Annotated in this window: 24 protein-coding genes and 1 pseudogene; 19 read left to right on the top strand and 6 right to left on the bottom strand. The window is 64.5% G+C overall.

The window, feature by feature from the left end; all coding sequences use genetic code 11:
* Window positions 1-143: 143 nt before the first annotated feature.
* A complete protein-coding gene (locus WS68_RS07885; RefSeq protein WP_059570261.1) occupies window positions 144-578 on the top strand; it encodes an NfeD family protein in 435 nt (144 codons plus the stop codon).
* Between the two features lie 84 nt (window positions 579-662).
* Window positions 663-1643 carry an SPFH domain-containing protein gene (locus WS68_RS07880; RefSeq protein WP_059570260.1) on the top strand — a complete coding sequence of 327 codons (981 nt, stop codon included), beginning with the start codon at window positions 663-665 and terminating at the stop codon, window positions 1641-1643.
* 291 nt (window positions 1644-1934) lie between these two features.
* Here WS68_RS07880 and smpB read toward each other — a convergent pair whose 3' ends face one another.
* Window positions 1935-2381, bottom strand: coding sequence for an SsrA-binding protein SmpB (smpB, locus tag WS68_RS07875; RefSeq protein ID WP_059513515.1), 447 nt, complete (start codon window positions 2379-2381; stop codon window positions 1935-1937).
* A gap of 95 nt (window positions 2382-2476) precedes the next feature.
* Between smpB and WS68_RS07870 the strand changes: the two genes are divergently transcribed.
* Both WS68_RS07870 and WS68_RS07865 read left to right on the top strand, forming a co-directional pair.
* On the top strand, window positions 2477-2914 hold the full coding sequence (locus WS68_RS07870; RefSeq protein WP_059513513.1) for a type II toxin-antitoxin system RatA family toxin: 438 nt from the start codon (window positions 2477-2479) through the stop codon (window positions 2912-2914).
* Between the two features lie 5 nt (window positions 2915-2919).
* Window positions 2920-3243 carry an RnfH family protein gene (locus WS68_RS07865; protein ID WP_059570272.1) on the top strand — a complete coding sequence of 108 codons (324 nt, stop codon included), beginning with the start codon at window positions 2920-2922 and terminating at the stop codon, window positions 3241-3243.
* Between the two features lie 172 nt (window positions 3244-3415).
* Here the strand turns inward: WS68_RS07865 and WS68_RS07860 are convergent, their stop codons facing one another.
* Complete coding sequence (locus WS68_RS07860) at window positions 3416-4402, bottom strand: DMT family transporter (protein WP_059570259.1); 987 nt, start codon at window positions 4400-4402, stop codon at window positions 3416-3418.
* A 271-nt stretch (window positions 4403-4673) separates the two neighbouring features.
* Here WS68_RS07860 and guaB point away from each other — a divergent pair, with 271 nt between their 5' ends.
* The 3 genes from guaB to guaA all read left to right on the top strand — a co-directional run bounded on the left by guaB (window position 4674) and on the right by guaA (window position 8553).
* Window positions 4674-6134, top strand: a complete 1461-nt coding sequence (gene guaB, locus WS68_RS07855) for an IMP dehydrogenase (RefSeq protein ID WP_059570258.1) — start codon at window positions 4674-4676, stop codon at window positions 6132-6134.
* 6 nt (window positions 6135-6140) lie between these two features.
* On the top strand, window positions 6141-6812 hold the full coding sequence (locus WS68_RS07850) for a hypothetical protein (RefSeq protein ID WP_059570257.1): 672 nt from the start codon (window positions 6141-6143) through the stop codon (window positions 6810-6812).
* 121 nt (window positions 6813-6933) lie between these two features.
* Window positions 6934-8553 carry a glutamine-hydrolyzing GMP synthase gene (guaA, locus tag WS68_RS07845; protein WP_059570256.1) on the top strand — a complete coding sequence of 540 codons (1620 nt, stop codon included), beginning with the start codon at window positions 6934-6936 and terminating at the stop codon, window positions 8551-8553.
* Window positions 8554-8901: 348 nt separating this feature from the next.
* Here the strand turns inward: guaA and WS68_RS07840 are convergent, their stop codons facing one another.
* Window positions 8902-9828, bottom strand: coding sequence for a LysR family transcriptional regulator (locus WS68_RS07840; RefSeq protein WP_059570255.1), 927 nt, complete (start codon window positions 9826-9828; stop codon window positions 8902-8904).
* Between the two features lie 116 nt (window positions 9829-9944).
* Here WS68_RS07840 and WS68_RS07835 point away from each other — a divergent pair, with 116 nt between their 5' ends.
* From WS68_RS07835 to WS68_RS07775, 12 genes are all read left to right on the top strand, one after another.
* Window positions 9945-11138, top strand: a complete 1194-nt coding sequence (locus WS68_RS07835; RefSeq protein ID WP_059570254.1) for a serine hydrolase domain-containing protein — start codon at window positions 9945-9947, stop codon at window positions 11136-11138.
* Complete coding sequence (locus tag WS68_RS07830) at window positions 11135-12307, top strand: MFS transporter (protein ID WP_059570253.1); 1173 nt, start codon at window positions 11135-11137, stop codon at window positions 12305-12307. Before WS68_RS07835 ends, WS68_RS07830 begins: the two co-directional genes overlap by 4 nt.
* Window positions 12308-12761: 454 nt before the next feature.
* Entirely contained in the window at window positions 12762-13163 is a 402-nt protein-coding gene (locus tag WS68_RS07825) for a DnaJ family domain-containing protein (protein ID WP_059570252.1), read from the top strand.
* Complete coding sequence (gene tadA, locus WS68_RS07820) at window positions 13160-13762, top strand: tRNA adenosine(34) deaminase TadA (RefSeq protein WP_442857151.1); 603 nt, start codon at window positions 13160-13162, stop codon at window positions 13760-13762. The genes WS68_RS07825 and tadA overlap by 4 nt, the downstream gene beginning before the upstream one ends.
* Window positions 13763-13817: 55 nt before the next feature.
* Window positions 13818-14759 (top strand): muramoyltetrapeptide carboxypeptidase, encoded by a 942-nt coding sequence (gene ldcA, locus WS68_RS07815; protein WP_059570250.1) that lies wholly within the window; start codon window positions 13818-13820, stop codon window positions 14757-14759.
* Window positions 14760-15068: 309 nt separating this feature from the next.
* Entirely contained in the window at window positions 15069-15764 is a 696-nt protein-coding gene (locus WS68_RS07810; RefSeq protein ID WP_059570271.1) for a GntR family transcriptional regulator, read from the top strand.
* 152 nt (window positions 15765-15916) lie between these two features.
* Window positions 15917-17419, top strand: coding sequence for an NCS1 family nucleobase:cation symporter-1 (locus tag WS68_RS07805; protein WP_059570249.1), 1503 nt, complete (start codon window positions 15917-15919; stop codon window positions 17417-17419).
* A gap of 10 nt (window positions 17420-17429) precedes the next feature.
* Complete coding sequence (locus WS68_RS07800) at window positions 17430-18227, top strand: aspartate/glutamate racemase family protein (protein WP_059570248.1); 798 nt, start codon at window positions 17430-17432, stop codon at window positions 18225-18227.
* 430 nt (window positions 18228-18657) lie between these two features.
* The gene (gene puuE / locus WS68_RS07790; protein ID WP_059570246.1) at window positions 18658-19611 is read left to right on the top strand and encodes an allantoinase PuuE; all 954 of its coding nucleotides are present in this window, start codon (window positions 18658-18660) and stop codon (window positions 19609-19611) included.
* The gene (gene uraD / locus WS68_RS07785) at window positions 19608-20129 is read left to right on the top strand and encodes a 2-oxo-4-hydroxy-4-carboxy-5-ureidoimidazoline decarboxylase (protein ID WP_059570245.1); all 522 of its coding nucleotides are present in this window, start codon (window positions 19608-19610) and stop codon (window positions 20127-20129) included. Before puuE ends, uraD begins: the two co-directional genes overlap by 4 nt.
* Before the next feature lie 147 nt (window positions 20130-20276).
* A complete protein-coding gene (alc, locus tag WS68_RS07780) occupies window positions 20277-21290 on the top strand; it encodes an allantoicase (protein ID WP_059570244.1) in 1014 nt (337 codons plus the stop codon).
* A complete protein-coding gene (locus WS68_RS07775) occupies window positions 21287-21799 on the top strand; it encodes an ureidoglycolate lyase (protein WP_059570243.1) in 513 nt (170 codons plus the stop codon). Before alc ends, WS68_RS07775 begins: the two co-directional genes overlap by 4 nt.
* A gap of 553 nt (window positions 21800-22352) precedes the next feature.
* Here the strand turns inward: WS68_RS07775 and WS68_RS07765 are convergent.
* From WS68_RS07765 to WS68_RS07755, 3 genes and pseudogenes are all read right to left on the bottom strand, one after another.
* Window positions 22353-23546: a urate hydroxylase PuuD gene (locus WS68_RS07765; RefSeq protein WP_059570241.1), complete on the bottom strand. Its 1194-nt coding sequence runs from the start codon at window positions 23544-23546 to the stop codon at window positions 22353-22355.
* Between the two features lie 84 nt (window positions 23547-23630).
* Window positions 23631-23987, bottom strand: a complete 357-nt coding sequence (uraH, locus tag WS68_RS07760; protein ID WP_059570240.1) for a hydroxyisourate hydrolase — start codon at window positions 23985-23987, stop codon at window positions 23631-23633.
* Window positions 23988-24498: 511 nt separating this feature from the next.
* Window positions 24499-25053 (bottom strand): annotated as a pseudogene (locus WS68_RS07755) (IS256-like element ISBcen18 family transposase); the annotation flags it as partial.

The raw sequence follows: 25053 nt of genomic DNA, 5'->3' as shown, positions 1-25053 counted from the left end.
ACAGCCGAGCGAAATCATTGTGCCGTTTCGGCGGAAGTGGTCGGATTTTCGCCGATTTGAAGGCTATTTGTAAGTTTCGTGCTATAAACACCCCGGTAATGTACCGGGGTGTTTTCATATGAGCCGCACAGGCAGGAGGAGCGATGGTGTTCACGCACGGATGGTGGTGGATCGGTGTGGGCGTGCTCGCCGTTGCTGAACTGCTGACAGGCACGTTCTACCTGCTGATGATCGCGCTCGGCTTTCTCGCGGGCGCCATCGCGCATCTTGCGGGCGCGCCCGTGCAATGGCAGGTCGCGGCCGCCGCGTTCGTCGCGCTCGCTGCCGTGTTTGCGCTCAGGCGCTCGGGGCTTGGCCGCCGGCAGCGGCGCGACGCATCGGCGAATCCCGACGTCAATATCGACATCGGCGCGACGCTTGTTGTCGAGCAATGGCGCGATCGGCGCGCGCGCGTCCAGTATCGCGGCGCGCAATGGGACGTGGTGCTCGCCGACGGCGAGCGCGACGATGCGCACCGCTACGAGGTGCGCGCGGTACGCGGCAACTGCCTGGTCGTCGCGGCAAAAGCGCCGGTCTGACGGCCGCGGGCGATTCCCGCCAGGTTCGCCCGCACCGGTTCACATTCCATTCCCAATCCTATTCCAGCCAGGAGGGCCAACTTCATGGATTCGCTGATTGTCTGGGTGGTGGTGCTCGTCATCGCATTCGTGATCGTGTCGCAGACCGTGAAGATCGTGCCGCAGCAGCATGCATGGGTGCTCGAGCGCTTCGGCCGCTATCACGCGACGCTGTCGCCCGGGTTGAACATCGTGCTGCCGTTCGTCGACCGGATTGCGTACCGGCACGTGCTCAAGGAAATTCCGCTCGACGTACCGAGCCAGGTTTGCATCACGCGCGACAACACGCAGTTGCAGGTCGATGGCGTGCTGTATTTTCAAGTCACCGATCCGATGAAGGCATCGTATGGCTCGAGCAATTTCGTGTTGGCGATCACGCAGCTCGCGCAGACGACGCTGCGCTCGGTGATCGGCAAGCTCGAACTCGACAAGACGTTCGAGGAGCGCGATTTCATCAATCACAGCATCGTGTCCGCGCTCGACGAGGCGGCGTCGAACTGGGGCGTCAAGGTGCTGCGCTACGAGATCAAGGATTTGACGCCGCCGAAGGAAATCCTGCACGCGATGCAAGCGCAGATCACGGCGGAGCGCGAGAAGCGCGCACTCGTCGCGGCGTCGGAGGGGCGTCGGCAAGAGCAAATCAATCTCGCGTCGGGCGCGCGCGAGGCGGCGATCCAGAAATCCGAGGGCGAGCGGCAGGCGGCGATCAACCAGGCGCAGGGCGAGGCGGCGGCGATTCTGGCCGTGGCCGACGCGAACGCGCAGGCGATTCAGAAGATCGCGCAGGCGCTCCAGGCGCCGGGCGGGATGGACGCGGTGAACCTGAAAGTCGCCGAGCAGTATGTCGGCGCGTTCGGCAATCTCGCGAAGGCGGGCAATGCGCTGATCGTACCGTCGAATCTGGCGGATCTGAGTTCGGCGATTGCGTCGGCGCTGACGATCGTGACCCGCGGCGCGCCGGGCACGACCGGCGCGCCGGCAGGGGCGGCGAAGCCGGGCAGGGGCGGCCCGGATAGCACGGCTTGAGGCGGGCGAGGCTGCGTAGCCGCGGCGAGTGTGCCTGCGGGATTGACACGTGAACGGCGGGCTGCGAACGGCTCATGCCAGTCGATTCGGCATGGCCGACGCGGCGTTGCCGGTAGGGATGGGCTGTGGGCGAGGGCGGTGAAAGCTCGCCGCCACGGTTATGCCGCCGGTATGCGGCAGTGCCGGGCGGCGTTGCTGGCGGCCGATGCAGGCAGGCGAGCCGGCCTGGCCTGAACGGGCGCCGCCGCTTTTTTGCGGCTCAAACTGGCGGCTGCGGCAAAATGCCGCAGTTTAGGCTGCGGAGCGCAGGATGCGCGCCTTCTCGCGCTCCCAATCGCGCTTCTTTTCGGCCTCGCGCTTATCGTGCAATTTCTTGCCTTTTGCGAGGCCGATCTCGCACTTCACGCGGCCGCCCTTGTAGTGGAAATTCAACGGCACGAGCGTATAGCCGCGCTGCTCGACCTTGCCGATCAGCTTCTTGATTTCGTCGCGATGCAACAGAAGCTTGCGGGTGCGCACCGGATCGGGCTTGATGTGCGTCGAGGCTTCGGGCAGCGGGCTGATGTGCGTGCCGATCAGGAAGATTTCCGCGTTCTTCACGACCACGTAACCTTCCTTGATCTGTCCGCGCCCCGCGCGCAGTGCCTTGACCTCCCACCCTTCGAGCACGAGCCCCGCTTCATAGCGTTCTTCGATGTGGTAATCGAAGAACGCTTTTCTATTGTCGATGATGCTCATGAAGGGAAATGGCCAACTCGTCTAAAATTACGATTCTAGCAAAGCAAGCCGGCGTTGGCCCGGCTTGCGCGTATACCTTAGCGACGCCGCGATTTATGGCAGATGTCCAGAAAACCGTATTGATCCGCCATTCGGTGGAGCAGATGTTCGACCTCGTTACCGATGTCGCCGATTACCCGAATTTCCTGCCGTGGTGCGGCGGTGTCGAGATTCGCCGGAAGGACGAAACCGGGATGGAAGCGCGCATCGACATCAACTTCAAGGGCATCCGCCAGCATTTTGCGACCCGCAATACGCAGCAGCGGCCAACCCGTATCGACATGGAGTTCGCCGACGGTCCGTTTCGCAAGTTCACCGGTTACTGGCGCTTCACGCCGTTGCGCGCGGACGCGTGCAAGATCGAGTTCGTGTTGCACTATGAATTCTCGAGCATCATCCTCGAGAAGCTCATCGGCCCGGTGTTTACGCACATCGCGAATACGTTCGTCGATTCGTTCGTGAAGCGCGCCGATCAGCGCTACGGCAAGGGGTGATCCGCATGCCGAAGGTTCAGGTTTGCTATGCGTTGCCCGAGCGGCAAACGCTTGTCACCGTCGATGCGCCCGCCGGGGCGAGCGTGCGCGACGTGATCGAAGCAAGCGGCGTGCTCGCGCGGCATCCGGAAATCGATCTCGCGAAGCTGAAAACCGGCATCTTCGGCAAGCTCGCGCCACTCGATGCGCCGGTTGCGCAAGGCGATCGCGTCGAGATTTACCGGCCGCTCATCGTCGATCCGAAGCTCGCGCGCCAGCGTCGTGTCGACAAGACGCGGCGGGAAGGCTCGATCGAGGGCCGCAAGTGGTTGCCGAAGGATTCGCGCTGAAGGGGCGCTGTTTCCTGCTGAAAATCAGCTTTTTTCGGACAACGTGATCCGGTGAGGCGCGTGCGGCGAACACTGCCGGCGCACAGGGCCGCCGTGCCCGCCGGCAAAACGTGCGCGGTGCGCGATAGCCGTGCCGTCGCGCGCGGTTTTCTCGCGCGGCGGCGCGGCTCGCTTAATGCGCGGACAGATTCGCGTTCAGGCCCGGGTCACTCGCGCGAGCGCCGCCGTGGCCGTCACCGTGCCGGCGCACCGCACCATAGACGCCCGCGAGCAGCAGCGAGAGCGCCGCGATTTCGAGCGCGCGCGGCAGCCGGTGGTCGTAGACGAAACCGTAAGCGAGCGCGAAGACGGTCTCGAACACGATCAACTGGCCGGACAGCGTAAGCGGCAGCCTCTTCGACGCGGCGTTCCAGAGCCCGTTGCCCAGCCACGACGCCCCGATCGCGAGCCCGAGATTGAGCAGCCAGAACAGCTGCCAGCGCCCGACGGGCAGCGCCGTCTGCACGGCATCGGCGCCGCCTGGCAGTATCGCCACCGCAAGCCAGATCAGCATGCCGATCAGCCCCGTCACGACGCCCCACAGCACCGACCATTCGTTGCCGTTGAAGCGATGGTGACGCTGCAGGTAGCGCGTGTTCGCGACCGCGTACCAAGTCCAGCTGGCAAGCGCGCCTGTCGCGCAGGCGATGCCGGTGACCTTATGGGCGAGCGTCGTCGCGTGCGCGGCCTGCGACGTGAAGAGATCGACATTGATGCACGCGATACCCGCGACGACCAGCGCGAGCGGCGCGGCGAGGCGCTTGAGCGGCATCGCGCCGCGGTCGGACAGGCCCGCGAGCGTCACGGTGGCGGGCAGCACGCCGACGATCAGCGAACTCGGCGCGATGCCGATCAGATGCACCGAGGCCGACAGCAGCATGTAGTACGCGACGTTGCCGACCAGGGAGAGCTTCGCGAGCGCGACGATATCGCCGCGCGTGAGCCGCGCAATCAACGAGCGTGCGGCGGGCAGCGCAGCCACGAGCGACACGAGGCCGTACATCGCATAGCGTCCGGCGCTCAACAGGAGCGGCGAGAAATCGGGCAACAGCCGCGGCACGAGGAACACCGTGCCCCACAGGGCTCCCGCCAATACGCCATAAGCCACGCCGCGCCGCATTCCAAGCTCTCCGAAAAAAGTGACGAGCGCGCATCTTATCCATGCGCGATGCGTGCGTCTTGTTCGATCCTGCATTCGCGGACCGAGGCTCGCCGGCGCGACATTTGCCTCGCGCGCGGACTGCGAAAACGAAACCCGATCGAAAATGACTCGAAGCCGGAATCGAACGCGGCTGGGCGGCGGGCGTCGCGAAAACGCTAAGCCGTTGTTCGTGTTGTGAAAATTGGCCGGGCATCGCGTATAATTCGGTTTTGCGCCTATAGGATTTGCCATGCGTCTGATCCAAAAAGCACTCACGTTCGATGACGTGCTCCTCGTCCCGGCGTTCTCCGACGTTCTGCCGCGCGACACCAGCCTCAAGACTCAACTGACCCGCAACATTTCCCTGAACATGCCGCTCGTGTCCGCCGCGATGGACACGGTTACCGAAGGTCGTCTGGCGATCGCGATGGCGCAGCAAGGCGGCGTCGGCATCGTCCACAAGAATCTCACGCCGCTCGAGCAGGCTCGCGAAGTCGCGAAGGTCAAGCGTTTCGAGTCGGGCGTCGTGCGCGATCCGATCACGGTGCCACCCGGCATGAAGGTGCGCGACGTGATCGCGCTGTCGCGCCAGCATGGCATTTCGGGGTTTCCTGTCATCGACGGCACGAAGCTCGTCGGCATCGTGACGAACCGCGACCTGCGTTTCGAAACCCGCCTCGACGAGCCGGTCAAGTCGATCATGACGCCGCGCGAGCGGCTCGTGACGGTCAAGGAGGGCACGCCGCTCGCCGACGCGAAGGCGCTGATGCACAGCCACCGCCTCGAGCGCGTGCTGGTCGTCAACGATGCGTTCGAGCTGCGCGGCTTGATGACAGTCAAGGACATCACGAAGCAGACCGAGCACCCGGACGCGTGCAAGGACGAACACGGCAAGCTGCGCGTCGGCGCGGCGGTCGGCGTCGGCCCCGACAATGAAGAGCGCGTCGAGCTGCTCGTGCAGGCGGGCGTCGACGTGATCGTCGTCGATACCGCGCATGGTCACAGCAAGGGCGTGCTCGAGCGGGTGCGCTGGGTCAAGCAGAACTTCCCGGGAGTCGAGGTGATCGGCGGCAATATCGCCACCGCGGCGGCGGCGAAGGCGCTCGTCGAATATGGCGCGGACGCGGTGAAGGTCGGCATCGGCCCCGGCTCGATCTGTACGACGCGCATCGTCGCGGGCGTAGGCGTGCCGCAAATCAGCGCGATCGCGAACGTGTCCGACGCGCTGAAGGGCTCGGGCGTGCCGTGCATCGCCGATGGCGGCATCCGCTTCTCGGGCGACGTGTCGAAGGCGCTCGCTGCGGGCGCGAACGCGGTGATGATGGGCAGCATGTTCGCCGGCACCGAGGAGGCGCCGGGCGACGTGTTCCTGTACCAGGGCCGCCAGTACAAGTCGTATCGCGGCATGGGCTCCGTCGGCGCGATGAAGGACGGCGCGGCCGACCGCTACTTCCAGGACAATTCCGCGAATATCGACAAACTCGTGCCGGAAGGCATCGAGGGCCGCGTTGCGTACAAGGGCTCGGTCAACGCGATCATCTTCCAATTGATCGGCGGCGTGCGCGCGAGCATGGGCTATTGCGGCTGCAAGACGATCGCCGAGTTGCACGACAAGGCCGAGTTCGTTCAGATCACCGCGGCGGGCATGCGCGAATCGCATGTGCACGACGTGCAGATCACCAAGGAAGCGCCTAACTATCACGTGGACTGATCGCCGATGAAACCGTTGCTGCGCGCCGTTCTCGTTATCGATGCGTTGCTGTTCGCCGCGTTCGGCCTGTTGTTCGTGCTGACGCCGTGGAAAGCGCTGTACGACGCGTTGCAACTGGTCACCGTCGATCCCGCGATGCTTGGGCAGGCGTTCGGCATCGCGCTGCTCGGGCTTGCGTGGCTGTCCGCGCATGCGGCCTTCAATGGCGATTTGACCGCCGGCGTGGCGCGCGCGGTCGGCCATGTCGGATGGTTGACGGGGGTTGTCATGCTCGTCTGGCTGCTGGCGCTGCGTTCGCCGCAATTGTCGGCGTTCGGGCAGCTTGTATCAGTGGTGGCGGGCGTCGTGCTGCTCGCGCTCGGGCTCGGCGGCGTGCGGCTCGCAGCCGCGGTGCGGCGGCGCGAGAAGACGCAGGCGGCCGATGCGCGCGCGGCACTCAAGCAGCCAGCTGAACCGGCTCCGGTTTCGTCGCGCGCGGGGCGTAGCGAGCCGAGTGTGTTGTCGCGCGAGAGCGCTGCAACGCAGACGTCTTACGGAGCGCACGCGCAGGCGGCGACACGCGCGGGCGCAGCCGATCCGGCGTCGCCGGGCGCGGCGCAGGCCGCCCACCCGGGCACCGATGCACGTGCCGATGCGAACGGCGACGGCGATGCGGCGCAGCCGCCGTCTCGACCGTGAGCGGGCGCCCCTCGCTGCTCCAGCCTGGCCGCGCGCCGCAGTCCGACTTCGATATTCGTTTTGATGCAGCGCTTCGGGCGCTGCTTTTCATATTTTCTAGTTCTTTTTTCAGTCCGCTGCCATGCACGACAAAATCCTGATTCTCGACTTCGGTTCGCAAGTCACTCAACTGATCGCGCGGCGCGTGCGCGAAGCGCACGTCTACTGCGAAATTCATCCGAACGACGTGTCCGACGAATTCGTGCGCGAGTTCGCGCCGAAGGGCGTGATCCTGTCGGGCAGCCATGCGAGCACATATGAGGATCAGCAACTGCGCGCGCCGCAGGCGGTGTGGGAGCTGGGCGTACCCGTGCTCGGCATTTGCTACGGCATGCAAACGATGGCGGTGCAATTGGGCGGCAAGGTCGAGTGGAGCGATCATCGTGAGTTCGGTTATGCGGAAATGCGCGCGCATGGCCACACTCGCCTGCTCGACGGCATCGAGGATTTCCGCACGGCGCAAGGCCACGGGATGCTGAAGGTATGGATGAGCCACGGCGACAAGGTCACCGGGATGCCCGAGGGCTTCAAGCTGATGGCATCGACGCCGAGCTGCCCGATCGCCGGCATGGCCGACGAGGCGCGCGGTTACTACGCGGTGCAATTCCACCCGGAAGTCACGCACACGGTGCAGGGCCGCAAGATACTCGAGCGCTTCGTGCTCGACATCGCAGGCGCGAAGCCCGACTGGATCATGCGCGACCACATCGACGAAGCGGTCGCGCGGATTCGTGAGCAAGTCGGCGACGAGGAAGTGATTCTCGGCTTGTCGGGCGGCGTCGATTCGAGTGTTGCCGCGGCGCTGATTCATCGCGCGATCGGCGATCAGCTTACTTGCGTGTTTGTCGATCACGGCTTGCTGCGCCTGAATGAAGGCAAGATGGTGCTCGATATGTTCGAAGGGCGCTTGCATGGGAAGGTCGTGCACGTCGATGCATCCGAGCAGTTTCTCGGGCATCTCGCGGGCGTTGCCGATCCGGAACAAAAGCGCAAGATCATCGGCCGCGAGTTCGTCGAGGTGTTCCAGGCCGAGGCGAAGAAGCTGACCAACGCGAAGTGGCTCGCGCAAGGAACGATCTATCCGGACGTGATCGAATCGGGCGGCGCGAAGACAAAGAAGGCGACGACGATCAAGAGTCATCACAACGTCGGCGGCCTGCCCGAGACGCTCGGCCTCAAGCTGCTCGAGCCGCTGCGCGACCTGTTCAAGGACGAGGTGCGCGAACTCGGCGTCGCGCTCGGCTTGCCGCCCGAGATGGTATATCGGCATCCGTTCCCGGGGCCGGGCCTGGGCGTGCGGATTCTTGGCGAGGTCAAGCGCGAGTATGCGGATTTGCTGCGTCGCGCGGACGCGGTTTTCATCGAGGAGCTGCGCGCGACGAAGGCGACCGAGCAGGACGCTGCCGCGGGCCTGTGCACGCCGGAGCAGGTCGGCAAGAGTTGGTATGACCTGACGAGTCAGGCGTTTGCGGTGTTTTTGCCGGTGAAATCGGTCGGTGTAATGGGCGATGGCCGCACTTACGACTACGTGGCCGCACTGCGCGCGGTGCAAACCACCGATTTCATGACCGCGCATTGGGCGCATCTGCCGTATGCGTTGCTTGGGCGAGTGTCGAACCGGGTCATCAACGAGGTGCGCGGGATCAATCGCGTTGTCTATGATGTGTCGGGGAAACCGCCGGCGACGATCGAGTGGGAGTGATCGGACGCCTGGCAATGCCTGGCACGAAGTAGCATAGACATGTATCCATAAGCCCGTGATCCCACGGGCTTTTTTTTCACTCTGACACAGGCCGGCCCTTGCTGCACCGCCAGGCGCGCTTTTCTCATTGCCTCTGGTGTATGGAGCGCGGCCGTACCATATGGCGCGATCGATACCATGCCGTGCTGTTATAAGGCCGATTTCGACAATCCGGCCTGGACGATTCCGAAGCCGCGAATGAACAAAGAGGCGCAATCCTCACGTGGAATGCAGCCGCCACCGCCCACCGCGAAGAGATACCGTGGCGGTGTGTCGTGGAAAGTTGGGCGGGCACGGCTTCTTTATCGGCTAACTTGCGCGCCTGGGTTTTGTCCTGGGTTTTTCCAACGAAGCCGGAAAGACCCGGGCGCACAGGAAATCGACAAAGGCCCGAACCTTCGGCGACGGATGCTTGCTGGCGGGCCAGAGCACATGGAATACGCCAGTGCGTTCCACGTAATCGGCCAGCACAGCATGCAATCGTCCATCCGCCAGAGGCTCCTTGATCGAGAACTCCGGTAGATAGGCGATGCCCAAACCCAGCAACGCAAAGCACACGCGCGTTTCGATGTTGTTGCAGATCATCGAGGTCGGCAGCGCCAGTTCAGGCTCGCCGGCCGCGCGGCGCAGCGCCCATGTCTCCAACCTGCCGCTGTTGGGAACGCGATAGTGTAGGCAAGTGTGTCCGAGCAAATCGGCAGGTACTTTGGGCGTACCGCGCCGCGCCAGATAATCGGGCGATGCCACCAGCATCGAGCGGAAGGCGCCGAGCCTGCGGGCGGACAGGCGCGAGTCGGTCGGATCGCCGGTTCTGACCACGGCGTCGAAGCCTTCCTCGATCACATCGACCAGCCGGTCGGTGAAATCCAAATCCAATTCGATCTCAGGGTATTCGCGCATGAATTCGCCGAGCACGGGCAGCACGAGCGAGCTGACCAACGGCAGGCTGACTCGCAGGCGGCCACGTGGCGCAGCCGTGGCTTGCGACAGTTCCAATTCCGCCGCCTCGATTTCGGCGAGGATGCGGCGGCTACGCTCCAGGAACAGGGCGCCTTCGGCTGTCAGCGTGACGCTGCGTGTGCTGCGATGAAACAGGCGCGTGCCCAGTTTCTCCTCCAGCCGCGCGATGCTCTTGCCGACGGCAGACGCCGACACCCCAAGCAGCCGGCCGGCAGCGACGAAACTGCGTGTTTCAGCCACCTGTACGAACACTACGAAGCCGTTGAGGCTTTCCATTGGACACCTCGATTACGGACATAAATGTCCGTTTAAACAGGAACTTTACCCTACTTTTTCTTTAATCGCGGGCCTTCTATCGTGACGGGAATGTTCGTCGATTAAAGGAATCTTCCGTGGCAATTCCCGCACTTGCTCTACGTCCCGGCGTCCCGCCGGCGAATTTGTCCGCCCGGATTCGGGCCGTGGTCCAACAAGCGTTGGATGAGCGTCGCTTGGTCGGCGCCGTGGTGCTGGTAGCCCACGACGGTGAACTGATCCATCGCCAGGCCGCTGGCTGGGCGGATCGTGAGAACGCATGGGCGATGCCCGTGGATGCGGTCTTCCGCTTGGCGTCGGTGAGCAAGCCGATCGTTTCGACTGCGGCGCTGGTACTCGTGGCGCAAGGTCGGCTCGACCTTGATGGCAGCATCGAGCGCTGGCTGCCCGAGTTCCGGCCGCGGCTGGCCGATGGCCGATCTGCGCGGATCACGGCCCGGCAGCTACTGAGCCATACTGCCGGGCTGGGCTACCGCTTTTTAGAGGCCAGCGCGGATGGCCCATATGCGCTGGCCGGCGCGTCGGACGGCCTGGATGCGTCCGGCATCAGCTTGGAGGAAAACCTGCGCCGTATCGCCAGTGTCCCGCTGCTGTACGAGCCGGGTACTGCGTGGGGCTATTCGCTGGCAACTGACGTATTGGGCGCGTTGATCGAGCGGGTGCATGGCGAACCGCTTGATGCGGCCGTGCGCCAACTCGTGACTGGCCCGCTGGGTATGAAGGACACCGGCTTTGCCGCGCTCGATGCGCGGCGCGTGGCGGCCGCCTATGCGAATGGCGCGCCGCAGCCGCATCGTCTGGCGGAGGGGGAAACCGTTTCTCCGTTCGACGGCGCGGTCGGCATCCGCTATAGCCCTGCGCGGATCTTCGACCCGCGTGAGTTTCCTTCGGGGGGCGCTGGCATGGCTGGAACCGCCGACGATTTCTTGCGGCTGCTGGAAGCGTTGCGCCAAGGCTGCGGTGTGCTCCTGCCCAACGAACTGATCGCGGAGATGGCGCGAGATCAGACCGGTGGCCGGGAACTGCCTGATGCGCCGGGCTTTGGTTTCGGACTGGGGTTCTCGGTCCTGCGAGACCGGGCGTTGGCCGATTCGCCTGAATCGGAAGGCACTTGGCGCTGGGGCGGCGCCTACGGCCATTCGTGGTTCGTGGATCGGGCGCGGGGGCTCAGTGTCGTCGCTTTCACCAACACGCTGTACGAAGGCATGTCGGGGCGCTTCGTCATTGAACTGCGCGATGCGGTCTATGGCGCATTGGAGGCAGCGCGATGACCGCGTTACAGCAAGCCCGTTTTCCGCTCGCATCGCTGCTGGTCTTGGCGCTGGCCGGTTTCGTCACGATCCTGACCGAAGCGTTGCCTGCGGGCCTGCTGCCCCAGATCAGCGCCGGCCTGGGGATTTCCGACGCGCTGGCCGGACAAGTCGTGACGCTCTACGCCATCGGCTCGCTGCTGGCGGCGATTCCGCTGACTGTCGCTACGCAGCGCGCGCGGCGCCGTCCGCTGCTGCTGGCGGCTATCGCGGGCTTTGCCGTCGCCAATGCCGTCACGGCGTTTTCCGGCAGCTATGCCGTGACGATGGTGGCGCGCTTTCTGGCGGGCGTGTCGGCCGGGCTGCTTTGGGCGCTGCTGGCCGGCTATGCCGCGCGCATGGTGCCAGAGCACCAGAAGGGCCGGGCCATCGCCGTGGCGATGGTGGGCACGCCATTGGCGCTGTCGCTGGGCGTGCCGGCCGGGACTTTCCTCGGCAAGCTGGTGGGCTGGCGGGTGTGTTTCGGCATCGTGAGCGGGCTCGCGCTGCTGCTCATGGCGGGCGTGCGCGCCAAGGTGCCGGACTTCGCCGGGCAAGCGGCGGGTAAGCGGCTGTCGCTGCGCCACGTGTTTACCGTGGCCGGCGTGCGCCCGGTGCTGTTCGTGGTGTTGGCCTTCGTGCTGGCGCACAACATTCTCTATACCTACATTGCGCCGTTCCTGGCGAAGGCAGGCATGGCCGAACGGACGGACTTGGTGCTGCTGGTGTTCGGCGTCACGTCGCTGCTGGGTATCTGGATCATCGGCGTGCTGATCGATCGCCATCTGCGTGCGTTGACGCTCGCCAGCACGGTCTTGTTCGGTTTGGCCGCGCTGGCGCTCGGCGTGGCAGGCAATGCGCCTGTCGTGGTGTACGCTGCGGTGGCCGCTTGGGGCTTGGCCTTTGGCGGCACGGCGACGCTGTTTCAGACCGCCATCGCCATCACGGCTGGGGAGGGGGCCGATGTGGCGCAGTCGATGCTGGTCACGACCTGGAATATGGCGATCGCGGCAGGCGGCAGCATTGGCGGCGTGCTGCTGGATCGTCTCGGCGTTGCCGCGTTCTCTCCGGCGCTGCTGGTACTGCTGGCCGCAACGTTGGTCGTCGTGTGGGTGGCCAAGCATCACGGCTTTCCGGCAGTGAGGCAGTGAGGCGCGATGCAGCTTCGGCATCTGCGCCGCTTCGTTGCTGCTACCTGAGGATGACATTGCGCTCTCGCTAGCCTGCCCGGCCTGCGGCAAGCGCTAGTTTCCCCTGGTGATTTCCGCCGGAAAAAGCCAGCACGTCATGATCCGTCAGAAAACGGCCGAGCAGCCGCCCGCTACTGCGCCGCGGCCGCCGGCGGCGCCGCAACTCGCGCAGCCCGATAACAGCCCGGCGGCCGCGAGCCATCTAACGAAAATGACGGCGCGCATACGGCGCGGCGTGACGATCGCCATGGTTCCATTTCCTCGCTCGGGCAGCCGGGCGGCGGCCCGGCAAGCGATAGCAAGATTAGCGCCTTTTTTCGCATTGCGTGCCGAATGTCGAACATTTGCTCAGTCGGGCTGGACCTTGGCGCGGTGCCTGTTAAAATCCGCATGCCGCATTGTCTTGAATGCCCTGATGAAACTGCTTGACGCTCTAGTCGAACAACGTATCGCCGCCGCCGCCGCGCGGGGGGCGTTCGACAGCTTGCCGGGATCCGGCCTGCCCATGGAACTGGATGACGATCTGCTCGTGCCGGAAGAGGTGCGTGTCGCGAACCGGATCCTGAAGAACGCAGGCTTTGTGCCGCCCGCGGTCGAGCAATTGCGCGCGCTGCGCAACCTGCAGGACGAACTGCGCGCGGTCAGCGACCGTGCTACGCGGTGCCGGCTGCAGGCGAAAATGCTTGCCCTCGATATGGCACTGGAATCGCTGCGCGGCGGCCCGATGGTCGTGCCGCGCGAATATTGCCGCCGCATCGCCGAGCGTCTGTCCGAGCGCGTGCTGGACGAAGCGCCTAGCGAAGCGGGGCCGATGTGAAGCCTGACGGTGCGCCCGCGCCCGATATTTTGTCCGCTTTACCCGATTGCAACGCGCGGCCAGCGCCGATGCCGCTATCGCCGGCAGGCGACGAGCGTGATCGCCGCTACATGCGGCTTGCGCTCGATGCCGCCGCGCAGGCGCGCGCCGCCGGCGAGGTGCCGGTCGGCGCGGTGCTCGTGCGCGGTGACGACGTGATCGCGCGCGGCTTCAACCATCCGATCGGCGGTCACGATCCATCCGCGCACGCCGAGATGGCTGCATTGCGCGCGGGCGCGCGGGCGCTGCGCAATTACCGGATGCCGGGCTGCGAGCTATACGTGACGCTCGAGCCGTGTTTGATGTGCGCGGGCGCGATCATGCATGCGCGAATCGCGCGCGTCGTTTATGGCGCGCCCGATCCGAAGACGGGTGCGTGCGGCAGCGTCGTCGATGCGTTTGCCGATACCCGGCTGAACCATCACACGACGGTCGCGGGGGGCGTGCTTGCCGACGAGTGCGGCGCGGCGCTCAAATCCTTCTTTGCCGAACGTCGGCGCGCGATGCGCGAGGCGCGCCATGCGCAGGCCGCGTCCGATGCGCCGCCGCGCGACGAATGAACCCCGCTGCGCGGCGTGTCTCTAAATCCGTCTGATCCATTCTTTCCGCGATTTCATGACTTCCACGTTCCGCACGCCGCGCACGATCCGCCTGCTTGCTCCCTCCGGCTATCCGCACGATCCGGCAGCGATCGGCCGCGCGCTCGAACGCCTGAGCGCCGAGCAGCACCGAATCGATAATCTCGACGCGACGCAGCGCCGTTATCAGCGTTTCGGCGGCACCGACGGCGAGCGCGCGGGCGATCTGAACCGCCTCGCCGATCCGTCGGCGCCGCTGCCCGACATCGGTCTCGCGGTGCGCGGCGGCTACGGCGCCGTGCGTATCCTGCATGGGCTCGACTATCGCGGCCTCGAGCGCCGGCTGCGCGATCGGCCGGTCGCCCTCGTCGGCCATAGCGACTTCACCGCGATCCAGCTCGCGCTGTATGCGAAAGCGCATATCAAGACGTTTGGCGGCCCGATGCTGTCCGCCGATTTCGGCGCGGAAACGCCGAGCGAATTCACAATGACGAATTTCTGGCGAACGCTTTCGCAGCCGTCGACCACGATCGTGTCGGATGCGCCGCAGGTGCAGCGCGTGAGCGCGTCGGGCACGCTCTGGGGCGGCAATCTTGCCATCCTGGTGTCGCTGATCGGCACGCCTTACATGCCGTCGATCGAAGGCGGGATTCTGTTTGTCGAGGACGTCAACGAACAGCCGTTCCGGATCGAACGGATGATCTATCAGCTGCATCTGTCCGGTATTCTTGCGCGCCAGCAGGCGCTCGTGCTCGGCCAGTTCACCGGGGCGCGCTCGTTCGAGTACGACAACGGTTACGACATGCAGGCGATGATCGAGCAGGTGAGGGACGTGGTGGGTATTCCGGTCGTCACGGGGTTGCAGTTCGGGCACGTGCCGGATTTGCTGACATTACCGTTCGGCGCGCATGCGCAACTCGTCGCGAACGAGCATGGTTTCAGGCTGACGATGTCGGACTATCCAAGTCTGGCCGCGTGACGTATGCGAGACGGCAGCAAGAAAAGGCGGGCGACCGCCTTTTTTTGATACCTAAAATGCAACTAACAGTCCGGCAACCACTAATCGGTCGCGCACTGTTTCGATGCAAAATTGTCAACAAAAATAAGGCTGGATGTAGTTGAAAAATCAGGGCAAAGCGCCTGAATGGCCGTGAAAAATACAGGGTTAAGGTGCCCGTGCACACTGAAGAGGCAAATGGAATCCCCCAAGCTGTGCAAAATTTATTAATTGGATTGTTGACAATATTTATGTCCAACCTACGATGCTAACCAGAACGAGATGCGAACCATGACGAAGAAGGACGCGGCTCAAGCAAGCGCGAGCCCCGAGTCGATCGCCGAGCGGGTGCGCACGGCGATCCTCGAGCATCGGCTCGCGCCTGGCGCGAAGTTGACCGAAGCGCAGTTATGCGAAGTATTCGGCGTGAAGCGCGGCACGATTCGGCAGGCGTTCGCGCTGCTGGCAACCGACCGGCTCGTTGATCTCGAGCCGAATCGTGGTGCGTTCGTCGCGAGCCCGACGTTGCAGGACGTGCACGAGGTGTTCGAGATGAGGCGGATCATTGAGCTTGCGGTGATGGAGCGGCTTGCGACCGGACCCGGCGCGAAGCGTCTGAAAGGCATCGCGGCGATGATCGACAAGGAACGCGATGCGTTTGAGCGGCGCGATTTTCCGGCGTGGGTCCGGCTCTCCGGCGAGTTCCATACCGCGCTTGCCGCGTTGACGGGCAACACCGTGCTTGCCGATTGCCTGAACGGGCTCGTGGCACGTTCGACGCTGATGTCGGCTCTATACGAATCGCACGGGCGCAGCCCATGCTCGTTCGACGATCACGCGCAGATTCTCGCCGCGCTCGAGGCGGGCGATGCGAAGCGCGCGGCCGAATTGATGGCGCGCCATCTGCAGCATGTCGAATTGAAGATGCTCGATCGGCCCGCGTCAGGCGCGGTCGATCTGCGCGAGGTGTTTGGCGGCGCGGGCTGACGCCCGTTCGCACACCGAAGCGCTCACTGAATTGACCGAATGCCGGGCGGGCGTCCGCACGACTGCTCGTCAGCCCGGTGCCGGGCGATTGCGCCCGGGCCGCGATTTCAACGACGGCCGCGCGGCTAGGCCGCGGCAGGCAAGGAGATGTCATGGTTCAGTTCAGTGTTGCGCAACAGCGCGTGTCGCCCGGTCCGCATGACGGATCTGACGAGAGCAGCGCCGGCAAAGCGGATGATGGCGCATTGCCTGCCGGCTACAGCAATCGTCTGTACAACGAAGATCTTGCGCCGCTTGCGAATCAGCATTGGGGCGCTTACAACATCTTTGCATTCTGGATGTCCGACGTGCACAGCGTCGGCGGTTATGTGTTTGCCGGCAGCCTTTTCGCACTCGGCCTGACGAGCTGGCAGGTGCTCGTCGCGCTGATTGTCGGGATCGGCATCGTCAATTTGCTGTGCAATTTGATCGCGAAGCCGAGCCAGCAACTCGGTGTGCCGTATCCGGTCGCATGCCGCGCGACGTTCGGCGTGCTCGGAGCGAACGTGCCCGCGGTGATTCGCGGGCTGATCGCGGTTGCATGGTATGGCATCCAAACCTATCTCGCGTCTAGCGCGCTCGTGATCGTCGTGCTCAAATTCTTTCCGCAATGGATGCCATATGCGGATGTACACCGTTACGGTTGGCTCGGCCTGTCGGCGCTCGGCTGGGCCGGTTTCATGCTGCTGTGGGGGCTGCAGGCGGTGGTGTTCTGGAACGGGATGGAGACGATCAAGAAATTCATCGATTTCGCCGGCCCTGCGGTGTACGTCGTGATGTTCATTCTCGCCGGCTACATGGTATGGCGCGCGGGCTGGCGTCACATCGGTCTTAACCTCGGCGGCGTCAAGTATCGCGGCGTCGATGCGCTGCCGGTGATGGTGACCGCGATCTCGCTCGTCGTGTCGTATTTTTCCGGGCCAATGCTCAATTTCGGCGATTTCTCCCGCTACTGCGCGAGTTATGCCAGCGTGAAGCGCGGCAACTTCTGGGGGCTGCCCGTCAATTTCATCGCGTTCTCGCTCGTGACCGTGATCACGACGGCCGCGACGCTGCCGGTATTCGGACAACTGATCACCGACCCGGTCGAGACAGTCGGCCGTATCGATCATCCGACGGCCGTGATACTTGGCGCGCTGACATTTACGATCGCGACGATCGGCATCAATATCGTCGCGAACTTTGTGTCGCCCGCATTCGATTTTTCGAACGTTGCGCCGCGCCTGATCAGTTGGCGCACGGGGGGAATGCTCGCGGCCGTTGCATCGGTGTTCATCACGCCCTGGAATCTCTTCAACAATCCGGCCGTGATCCATTACACGCTCGACGTGCTCGGAGGTTTTATCGGGCCACTGTACGGCGTGCTGATCGCCGATTTCTATCTGGTGAAGCGCGGTGCGTTGCGGCGCGACGATCTATACAAGATGTCGGCGCACGGTGCGTACTGGTATCGCAACGGGGTGAACCGGCGCGCGATCGCGGCTCTGATTCCCGCTGCCGCGATTGCCGTCGCGTGCGTGATCGAACCGGTCTTCGCGGGGCTCGCGAATTTCTCATGGTTCGTCGGCGCGACGCTGGCCGGTGCGTTTTATCTGACGCTTGCCAAAAAGAAGTAATGGAATCCTCATGAAAATCAAGCTCATCAATCCAAACACGACCCAGCGGATGACCGATGCGATGGGCCGTTGCGCGCGCGAAGTCGCCTCGGCGGGCACGACGGTCGTGGCGGTGAGCCCGCCGATGGGGCCGCCTTCGATCGAAGGCCATTACGACGAGGCGCTCGCGGTGCCGGGGTTGCTCGCCGAGGTGGAGGCGGGCGAGCGTGACGGCTTCGACGGCTACGTGATCGCGTGTTTCGGCGATCCGGGCCTCTATGCGACGCGCGAACTCGCGCGCGGGCCGGTGATCGGCATTGCAGAGGCGGCAATGCATGCGGCGAGCGTGCTTGCGCCGGGCTTTTCGGTCGTCACGACGCTTGCGCGCACCTGCGCGATCGCGTGGCACCTTGCCGAGCGCTACGGTATGAAGCGCTTTTGCCGTAACGTGCGCGCGACCGACGTGGCGGTGCTCGATCTCGACAAGCCCGGCTCGGCCGCGCGGCGGGTGATCGTCGACGAATGCAGGCGCGCGCTCGACGAGGATGGCGCGGAGGCGATCGTGCTCGGCTGCGCGGGGATGGCAGAGTTCGCGCACGAAATTGAGCACGCGATCGGCGCGCCGGTCGTCGAGGGCGTGACGGCGGCGGTCAAATGGGCGGAAGCGCTGGTTTCGCTCAAGCTCGCGACCGCAAAGCGCGGCGACTATGCGCGCCCGCTCGCGAAACGCTATGACGGCGAATTCGCGCGCTTCAGTCCTGTTGCCGTGCCTGGAAACGAGCGCGACGCGCGCACGGCGAATGCCGGAATGGGCGGGGGGCCGGGATGATCTCCGGCGCGGCGCCGCTCGATACGGCGTGATATCGGGCGACGGCACGCGTGGCGTGCCGGTTTCGATGCGCGGCCGGCCCTCGGCGCGATGCCGGCCGGCGCGCCGGCGTGGAGCCTGGCGGCGGCGTCCGATGCGGCATGCTTGCCGGCGTGGCTGGTCGATCGATCCGCCGACGCCAGCCGATCACGCCGGCCGATATCGTCCCGGCGCAACGCGATTACGCTTGCCTAAGCGTTGCGCGGCGCATGCCGCGCGTGCGCACATATACGGGGCGTAACACGCACTATCTGCGTGCCCGTATGGGCGCTGGCGGGCGTTTTCGCTACACTGGGCCATCCGTCGAGCCGGCCCCGCGCCGCGACGGTTTCGAGTATTCGCGCGGCCGGCGCCGATTCATCGGCGGCGCATTTTTTCGCATCGTCCAAACATGGCATTCGATCCCAACTATCCACGCGATCTGATCGGCTACGGCCGATATCCGGTGCAGGCGAACTGGCCGGGCCGCGCGCGCGTCGCGGTGCAGTTCGTCCTCAATTACGAGGAAGGCGGAGAAAACTGCGTGCTGCATGGCGATCCGGCTTCCGAGCAATTTCTGTCGGAAATTGTCGGCGCGGCTGCGTATCCGGCGCGGCACATGAGCATGGAGTCGATCTACGAATACGGCTCGCGCGCGGGCGTATGGCGCATCCTGCGCGAATTCGATAAGCGCGGCTTGCCGCTCACCGTGTTCGGCGTAGGCATGGCGCTCGAGCGGCACCCGGATGTCGCGCGCGCGTTCGTCGAACTCGGCCACGAGATCGCGTGCCACGGATGGCGTTGGATTCATTACCAGGATATGACGCCGGAGCGCGAAGCCGAGCATATGCGGCTCGGGATGGCGGCAATCGAGCGCGTCACGGGCGTGCGGCCGCTCGGCTGGTATACGGGGCGCGACAGTCCGAATACGCGCCGTCTCGTTGCCGAGCACGGCGGCTTTCTGTACGACTCCGATTACTACGGCGACGATCTGCCGTTCTGGCTGGACGTCGAGGTGTCGAGCGGCCAGACCGTGCCGCAACTCATCGTGCCGTATACGCTCGACGCGAACGACATGCGGTTTGCGACGCCGCAAGGATTCAACACCGCCGATCATTTTTTCCACTATTTGCGCGATGCGTTCGACGTGCTGTACGACGAAGGCGACGACGCGCCGAAGATGATGTCGATCGGCATGCATTGTCGGCTGCTCGGCCGCCCCGGGCGCTTTCGCGCGCTGCAGCGGTTTCTCGATCACATCGAGCGGCACGATCGCGTTTGGGTGACGCGCCGCATCGATATCGCGCGGCACTGGCGCGAGCATCATCCATATCAACCGGCACAGCCCGGGAGCGTTGCCCGATGACGGCCATGCATTACACGCTCGGGCAATTGAATGCGATGCCGCACGACGCATTCGTCGCCGCGCTGTCCGGCATCTTCGAACATTCGCCGTGGGTCGCGGTTGCCGTAGCGCACACGCGGCCGTTCGACAGCGCCGATGCGCTGCATCGGGCGATGACGCAGGCCGTCGACGCGGCGGGCGAGGCCCGGCAGCTGGCGCTGATTCGCGCGCATCCGGAACTGGCCGGCAAGGCTGCGGTGAGCGGCGAGTTGACGGCCGAATCGACGCGCGAGCAGAGCGGCGCGGGGCTCGATCGCTGCACGCAACAAGAGTTCGACACGCTGCAACGTCTGAACCGCGAATATCACGAGAAGTTCGGCTTTCCGTTCATTCTCGCGGTGCGCGGCTACGATCGGCGCGGCGTCATCGAGAATTTCTCGTCGCGCGTCGCACATTCGCGCGATCAAGAGTTGCGCGAGAGCCTCGCGCAGATTTACCGGATCGCACGCTTCAGGCTCGACGATCTGATCGATGGCTGAATGCGGCGGCTCGAGCGATGCGGGCTCGGGCTGATCGAGTCCCGCTCGATGGTGCCGCGCGCGCCTGCCCGCGCATCGCGTTGTCGTTATAGGCTGCATGCGCCGGCTTTTCATTTTCGTTTCATCTCATCACGACAAGGACATACGATGGCTGTTGCGCTTTCCGACCCGAATGCCCCCGAGTTTACGCGGCGCTACGTGAATCTCGCCGATTCCCGGCTCGGCGCGCAGACGCTCGAGGCGAGCGACGAATTCTTCGCGCCGAAAGAGCGCATGCTGAATCCGCAGCCGGCTGTCTTCATTCCGGGCAAGTATGACGATCACGGCAAATGGATGGACGGCTGGGAGACGCGCCGAAAGCGCACGACGGGCTACGACTGGTGCATCGTGAAGCTCGCGCGCGGCGGCGTCATCCACGGTTTCGACATCGATACGAGTCATTTCACCGGCAATTTTCCGCCGGCCGCGTCGATCGACGCGGCCTACGTCGCAGACGGCGCGCCGAACGAATCGACTCAATGGGCCGAGATCGTGCCGTCTACGACGTTGCAAGGCAATAGCCATCACTACGTCGAAGTGTGCGATGCGCGCGCCTATACGCATCTGCGCGTGAACATCTATCCGGATGGCGGTATTGCACGGCTGCGCGTATATGGCCGGCCGCAGCTCGACTGGACAGGCGCTGGCAAGGCCGATCTGTTCGATCTCGCGGCGATGGAGAACGGCGGCTGTATCGTCGCCGCGAATAATCAGCATTTCGGCGCGGCGTCGAACATGCTGCTGCCGGGGCGCGGCGTGAACATGGGCGATGGCTGGGAAACGCGTCGCCGCCGCGAGCCGGGCAACGACTGGGCGATCGTCGCGCTCGCGCGGCCGGGCGTGATTCGCAAGATCGAAGTCGATACCGCGCATTTCAAGGGCAATTATCCGGACCGATGCTCGATTCAGGCGGCCTACGTGACGGGCGGCACCGACAGCTCGCTCGTCACGCAATCGATGTTCTGGCCGGTGCTGCTCGGCGAGCAGAAGCTGCAGATGGACCATGGGCACATCTTCGACACGCAGCTTGCCGCGCTCGGGCCGATCACGCACGTGCGCTTGAACATCATTCCTGACGGCGGCGTATCGCGCCTGCGCATCTGGGGCGCGCTCGATCAATGAAGACGTTGACGATTGAGCCGTTGACCCGCGCCGCGTTCGCGCCGTTCGGCGACGTGATCGAAACGGACGGCGCGAAGCATTTTCCGATCAACGCCGGCACGACGATCCGTTTTCACGATCTCGCGCGCGTCGATGTCGGCGATGGCGGCGGACGGCCGCTCGTGAATCTGTTTCGCGGGCAACCGCGCGCATTGCCGTTCGCGGTGACGATGCTTGAGCGGCATCCGCTTGGCAGCCAGGCTTTCCTGCCGCTGAGTGACAAACCCTATCTCGTGGTCGTCGCGCCCGCGGGCGATCTCGAACCGGCGAAGATCCGCGCATTCGTCACGCGCGGCTGGCAAGGCGTCAATTATGCGAAAGGCGTCTGGCATCATCCGCTGATCGCGCTTGGCGGGCTCAGCGATTTCATCGTCGTCGATCGCGGCGGCGACGGGGTGAACCTGGACGAACGCGACTTGCCCGAACCGCTGTGGCTTACCGGCGAGGCGCTGCACGCGCCGACGGCCTGAGCCCACATGCGATAACAGCGAAAGCATTGGCCTGCGCATACCCGCGCGATTCATACGTGGCGAGAGTGCCTTGCGGGTGTTTTGCAGGCCTGCCGATGTGGCGCGGCGGCGAAAGGCGGGGCATGATGGGCGCCGCTTCACGGGGCGCTTGCCCGACGTTACCGCGAGAATCGGATTCCCGCGGCTGTCTCGCGTGATACGCGAGCCGATGGCCGTTTCGATGTCGATGCGCTATCGCGCGTGACGCGGCTGCACGGATTCCGGTTTGGGATCGCGGCGATCGCGACGCTGCAGCAGCGCTGGCGGTTGATCGGGAGAATCGAGCCGAGTGGCTGCCCGCAGCAAGTGCCGCTATTCGACAGCGGCGTGCTCGAGTGGCATTGCATCGGCGCCTTTCGCGCGCGGATCGTCTCCGCCGTTGCGGCAATGCGCGCGGCTTGCATGGGCATGCGGTGCACGGCGGGCTCACGGCAAGCCGGCGACAGGCCCGCGCAAGCCTGCCTATCATCGGGTTGCCGCGCGGCAGCCGTTCGCCGCGCGCCGGTGCCGCTGCCTACTTCGCCGCGCCGCTCTCGAACCATGCGGCGATCTGCGTGCGCTCGCCGTCCGTCATGCGCGTGACGTTACCGATCGGCATCGCCTTCAATTGCACCGCTTGCTGATAAATCCGCGGCGCGTTGCGCGCGATTTCGTCTGGCGTGTCGAACATCACGCCAGCGGGCGCACTGCCCATCAGCGTCGGCTTGGCCGAGTGGCACGCGATGCAGCGCTGCTGCAGGATCGGCGCAATATCCTTCACCGTGAGCTTCGGCGCATCGGCGGCCTGCGCGGCGGGCGCGATCGGCCTGGGCAGCGTCGTGACAAGCGCGACCACCATTAGCGCGACGCCACCGAGCGGCAAATACCAGAGTTGCCGGCCGCGATGGCGCATCACGAAGAATTGCCGGATCAGCGCGCCCGCGAGCATGATGATGACAAGCACGATCCAGTTGTACCGGTTCGTATAAGTCATCGCATAATGATTCGACAGCATCGCGAACACGACAGGCAGCGTGAAATACGTGTTGTGTACCGAGCGCTGCTTGCCGCGCTTGCCGTAAATCGGGTCCGGCGTCTCGCCCTTCAGCAACTTGTCGACCATCTTGCGCTGGCCGGGAATGATCACGAAGAACACGTTCGCCGTCATGATCGTCGCGAGCATCGCGCCGACGATCAGATACGCGGCGCGGCCCGAGAACACGTGGCACGCGAGATAGGCGGCGGCGATCACATACAGGCCGACGAACACGCCGAGCAGCACGTCGCGGCTGCCGAGCAGGCGGCACGCGCCATCGTAGACGATCCAGCCCGCGAGCAGAAAGCCGAGCGCCGACGATACGGCGACGACTGGCCCCATGTCGAGCACGTTCTTGTCGATCAGATACGTATTCGGCGCGAGCAGGTACAGCACAAGAAAGAGCGCAAAACCGGACATCCAGGTCGTATACGACGGCCACTTCGACCAGTGCAGGTCTTCCGGCATTTCGGGCGGCGCGACGAGATACTTTTGCATGTTGTAGAATCCGCCGCCGTGCACGTGCCATAGCTCGCCGAACACGCCGCGCGCTTGCAGGCGCGCGTCCTTGGGCGGCTTCAGGCTGTTGTCGAGCGCGACGAAATAGAACGATTCGCCAATCCAAGCGATCGCGGCGACGACGTGCAACCAGCGGATCGCGAGATTCAGCCAATCGGTGACGAAACCTTCCATGAAACTCCTCCAGACTCGATCGTTGTATCCGGCCGTTGTATTCGCGCTGCCATAGAGCGGATGCCGGGCACGCTTGATTGCCGCTCAGCTGCCGCGATAGGTGCTGTACGACCACGGCGATACCAGCAGCGGCACGTGGTAGTGCGCACCCGGATCGGCAACGCCGAAGCGCAGCACGACAACGTCGACGAAACGCGGCTCGGCGAGCGCGACGCCGAGCGCGGCGAAGTAGTCGCCCGCATGGAATACGAGTTCGTAGGTGCCGGCCATGAGCGCGTCGCCTTCGACGAGCGGCGCGTCGCAACGGCCGTCGCTATTGGTGAGCGCCGTCGTGACGAGGCGGCGGGCGCCGTCGGCGCCGAGTGCGTGGAGTTCGATCTTGATCGCGGCGCCGGGGCGGCCGTGCGCGGTGTCGAGTACGTGGGTCGTGAGCTTTCCCATTCGCAAGGTCCTGGTTTGTTTGCGAGGATCGGCGGCGGCTCGATCCTATGAGGCTTGCGGCGGATCGAGGCTCCACGTCAGTGGCTACATACCCGTCGGCGGATCGATGCGAGCGCCGTGCCGCCATTTTAAAAAGGTTCCGACCGGTTCACGCGACCGATAGCAAAGATAAGGCACGCCGCATGTCGCGCATGGCGGGGCGTTCGCGGTTGTGCTTGACGTTGCGTCGATCCGGCGCTCAGCGCGGACATCAAAGGCGAAGGTAGCCGAACATATTGACGGTGTGAAGCGCGGTATGCGCGGCGCTGGCTTGCGTGATGCGGTGCACTGCGCAATGCTCGGGGGCATGAGACATGGCGTAGTGCACGGTTTGCGACTGCGTCCCGTCGGTGCATCGTCAAGCTGGTGAGCATCCGGGGATGAGGCAACGGTACGTGTTCGGATACATTCTGCGCAATCGTGCGGGCGGAACCTGTCCGCATTTTTGTGGGCGAGGCGGTTGAACAGCACGTTATCCACGCGCCTGCATAAATCGCTCGCCGAACAGGATAGCAAACTGGTTCATTGCTGATTTCCAGTCGAACGCGGACCGCACGGTCTTGGCCAGTACGTTGCGCAACGCCAGCCAGAGCAGCTTGATCGCCGCCTCGTCGTTCGGGAAGTGACCACGGGTCTTGATGATCTTGCGCAGTTGCATGTTCAGACTCTCGATGGCGTTTGTCGTATAAACGACCCGTCGAATCTCCGGCGCAAACACGTAGAACGGCACGACGTGCTCCCACGCGCGTTGCCACGACTGCTCGATCGTCGGGTACTTCGCGCCCCAAGGCCCGTCGGCGAAGTCTTGCAGCGCCTGCCGTGCCGCCTCTTCGCTGGCCGCCGCGTAGATCGGGCGCAGCGCGGCGGCGAGCACCTTACGGTCCTTGTAGCTGGCGTATTCGAGGCTGTTGCGGATCAGATGCACGATGCAGGTCTGAACGGTGGTCCGCGGATAGGCCGCGCTGATGGCCTCGGTCAGCCCCTTCAAGCCATCGACCACGGCGATCAGGATGTCCTGGCAGCCACG

Source organism: Burkholderia sp. TSV86 (genome assembly GCF_001522865.1).
Lineage (GTDB): Bacteria > Pseudomonadota > Gammaproteobacteria > Burkholderiales > Burkholderiaceae > Burkholderia.
This window is presented reverse-complemented; position numbering and strand designations above follow the sequence as displayed.

Excerpts from the sequence above, each read along its gene's own strand:
- WS68_RS07885 (WP_059570261.1), top strand. The coding sequence starts at position 144 with ATGGTGTTCACGCACGGATGGTGGTGGATCGGTGTGGGCGTGCTCGCC.
- WS68_RS07880 (WP_059570260.1), top strand. The coding sequence starts at position 663 with ATGGATTCGCTGATTGTCTGGGTGGTGGTGCTCGTCATCGCATTCGTG.
- smpB (WP_059513515.1), bottom strand. The coding sequence starts at position 2,381 with ATGAGCATCATCGACAATAGAAAAGCGTTCTTCGATTACCACATCGAA.
- WS68_RS07870 (WP_059513513.1), top strand. The coding sequence starts at position 2,477 with ATGGCAGATGTCCAGAAAACCGTATTGATCCGCCATTCGGTGGAGCAG.
- WS68_RS07865 (WP_059570272.1), top strand. The coding sequence starts at position 2,920 with ATGCCGAAGGTTCAGGTTTGCTATGCGTTGCCCGAGCGGCAAACGCTT.
- WS68_RS07860 (WP_059570259.1), bottom strand. The coding sequence starts at position 4,402 with ATGCGGCGCGGCGTGGCTTATGGCGTATTGGCGGGAGCCCTGTGGGGC.
- guaB (WP_059570258.1), top strand. The coding sequence starts at position 4,674 with ATGCGTCTGATCCAAAAAGCACTCACGTTCGATGACGTGCTCCTCGTC.
- WS68_RS07850 (WP_059570257.1), top strand. The coding sequence starts at position 6,141 with ATGAAACCGTTGCTGCGCGCCGTTCTCGTTATCGATGCGTTGCTGTTC.
- guaA (WP_059570256.1), top strand. The coding sequence starts at position 6,934 with ATGCACGACAAAATCCTGATTCTCGACTTCGGTTCGCAAGTCACTCAA.
- WS68_RS07840 (WP_059570255.1), bottom strand. The coding sequence starts at position 9,828 with ATGGAAAGCCTCAACGGCTTCGTAGTGTTCGTACAGGTGGCTGAAACA.
- WS68_RS07830 (WP_059570253.1), top strand. The coding sequence starts at position 11,135 with ATGACCGCGTTACAGCAAGCCCGTTTTCCGCTCGCATCGCTGCTGGTC.
- WS68_RS07825 (WP_059570252.1), top strand. The coding sequence starts at position 12,762 with ATGAAACTGCTTGACGCTCTAGTCGAACAACGTATCGCCGCCGCCGCC.
- ldcA (WP_059570250.1), top strand. The coding sequence starts at position 13,818 with ATGACTTCCACGTTCCGCACGCCGCGCACGATCCGCCTGCTTGCTCCC.
- WS68_RS07810 (WP_059570271.1), top strand. The coding sequence starts at position 15,069 with ATGACGAAGAAGGACGCGGCTCAAGCAAGCGCGAGCCCCGAGTCGATC.
- WS68_RS07805 (WP_059570249.1), top strand. The coding sequence starts at position 15,917 with ATGGTTCAGTTCAGTGTTGCGCAACAGCGCGTGTCGCCCGGTCCGCAT.
- WS68_RS07800 (WP_059570248.1), top strand. The coding sequence starts at position 17,430 with ATGAAAATCAAGCTCATCAATCCAAACACGACCCAGCGGATGACCGAT.
- puuE (WP_059570246.1), top strand. The coding sequence starts at position 18,658 with ATGGCATTCGATCCCAACTATCCACGCGATCTGATCGGCTACGGCCGA.
- uraD (WP_059570245.1), top strand. The coding sequence starts at position 19,608 with ATGACGGCCATGCATTACACGCTCGGGCAATTGAATGCGATGCCGCAC.
- alc (WP_059570244.1), top strand. The coding sequence starts at position 20,277 with ATGGCTGTTGCGCTTTCCGACCCGAATGCCCCCGAGTTTACGCGGCGC.
- WS68_RS07775 (WP_059570243.1), top strand. The coding sequence starts at position 21,287 with ATGAAGACGTTGACGATTGAGCCGTTGACCCGCGCCGCGTTCGCGCCG.
- WS68_RS07765 (WP_059570241.1), bottom strand. The coding sequence starts at position 23,546 with ATGGAAGGTTTCGTCACCGATTGGCTGAATCTCGCGATCCGCTGGTTG.
- uraH (WP_059570240.1), bottom strand. The coding sequence starts at position 23,987 with ATGGGAAAGCTCACGACCCACGTACTCGACACCGCGCACGGCCGCCCC.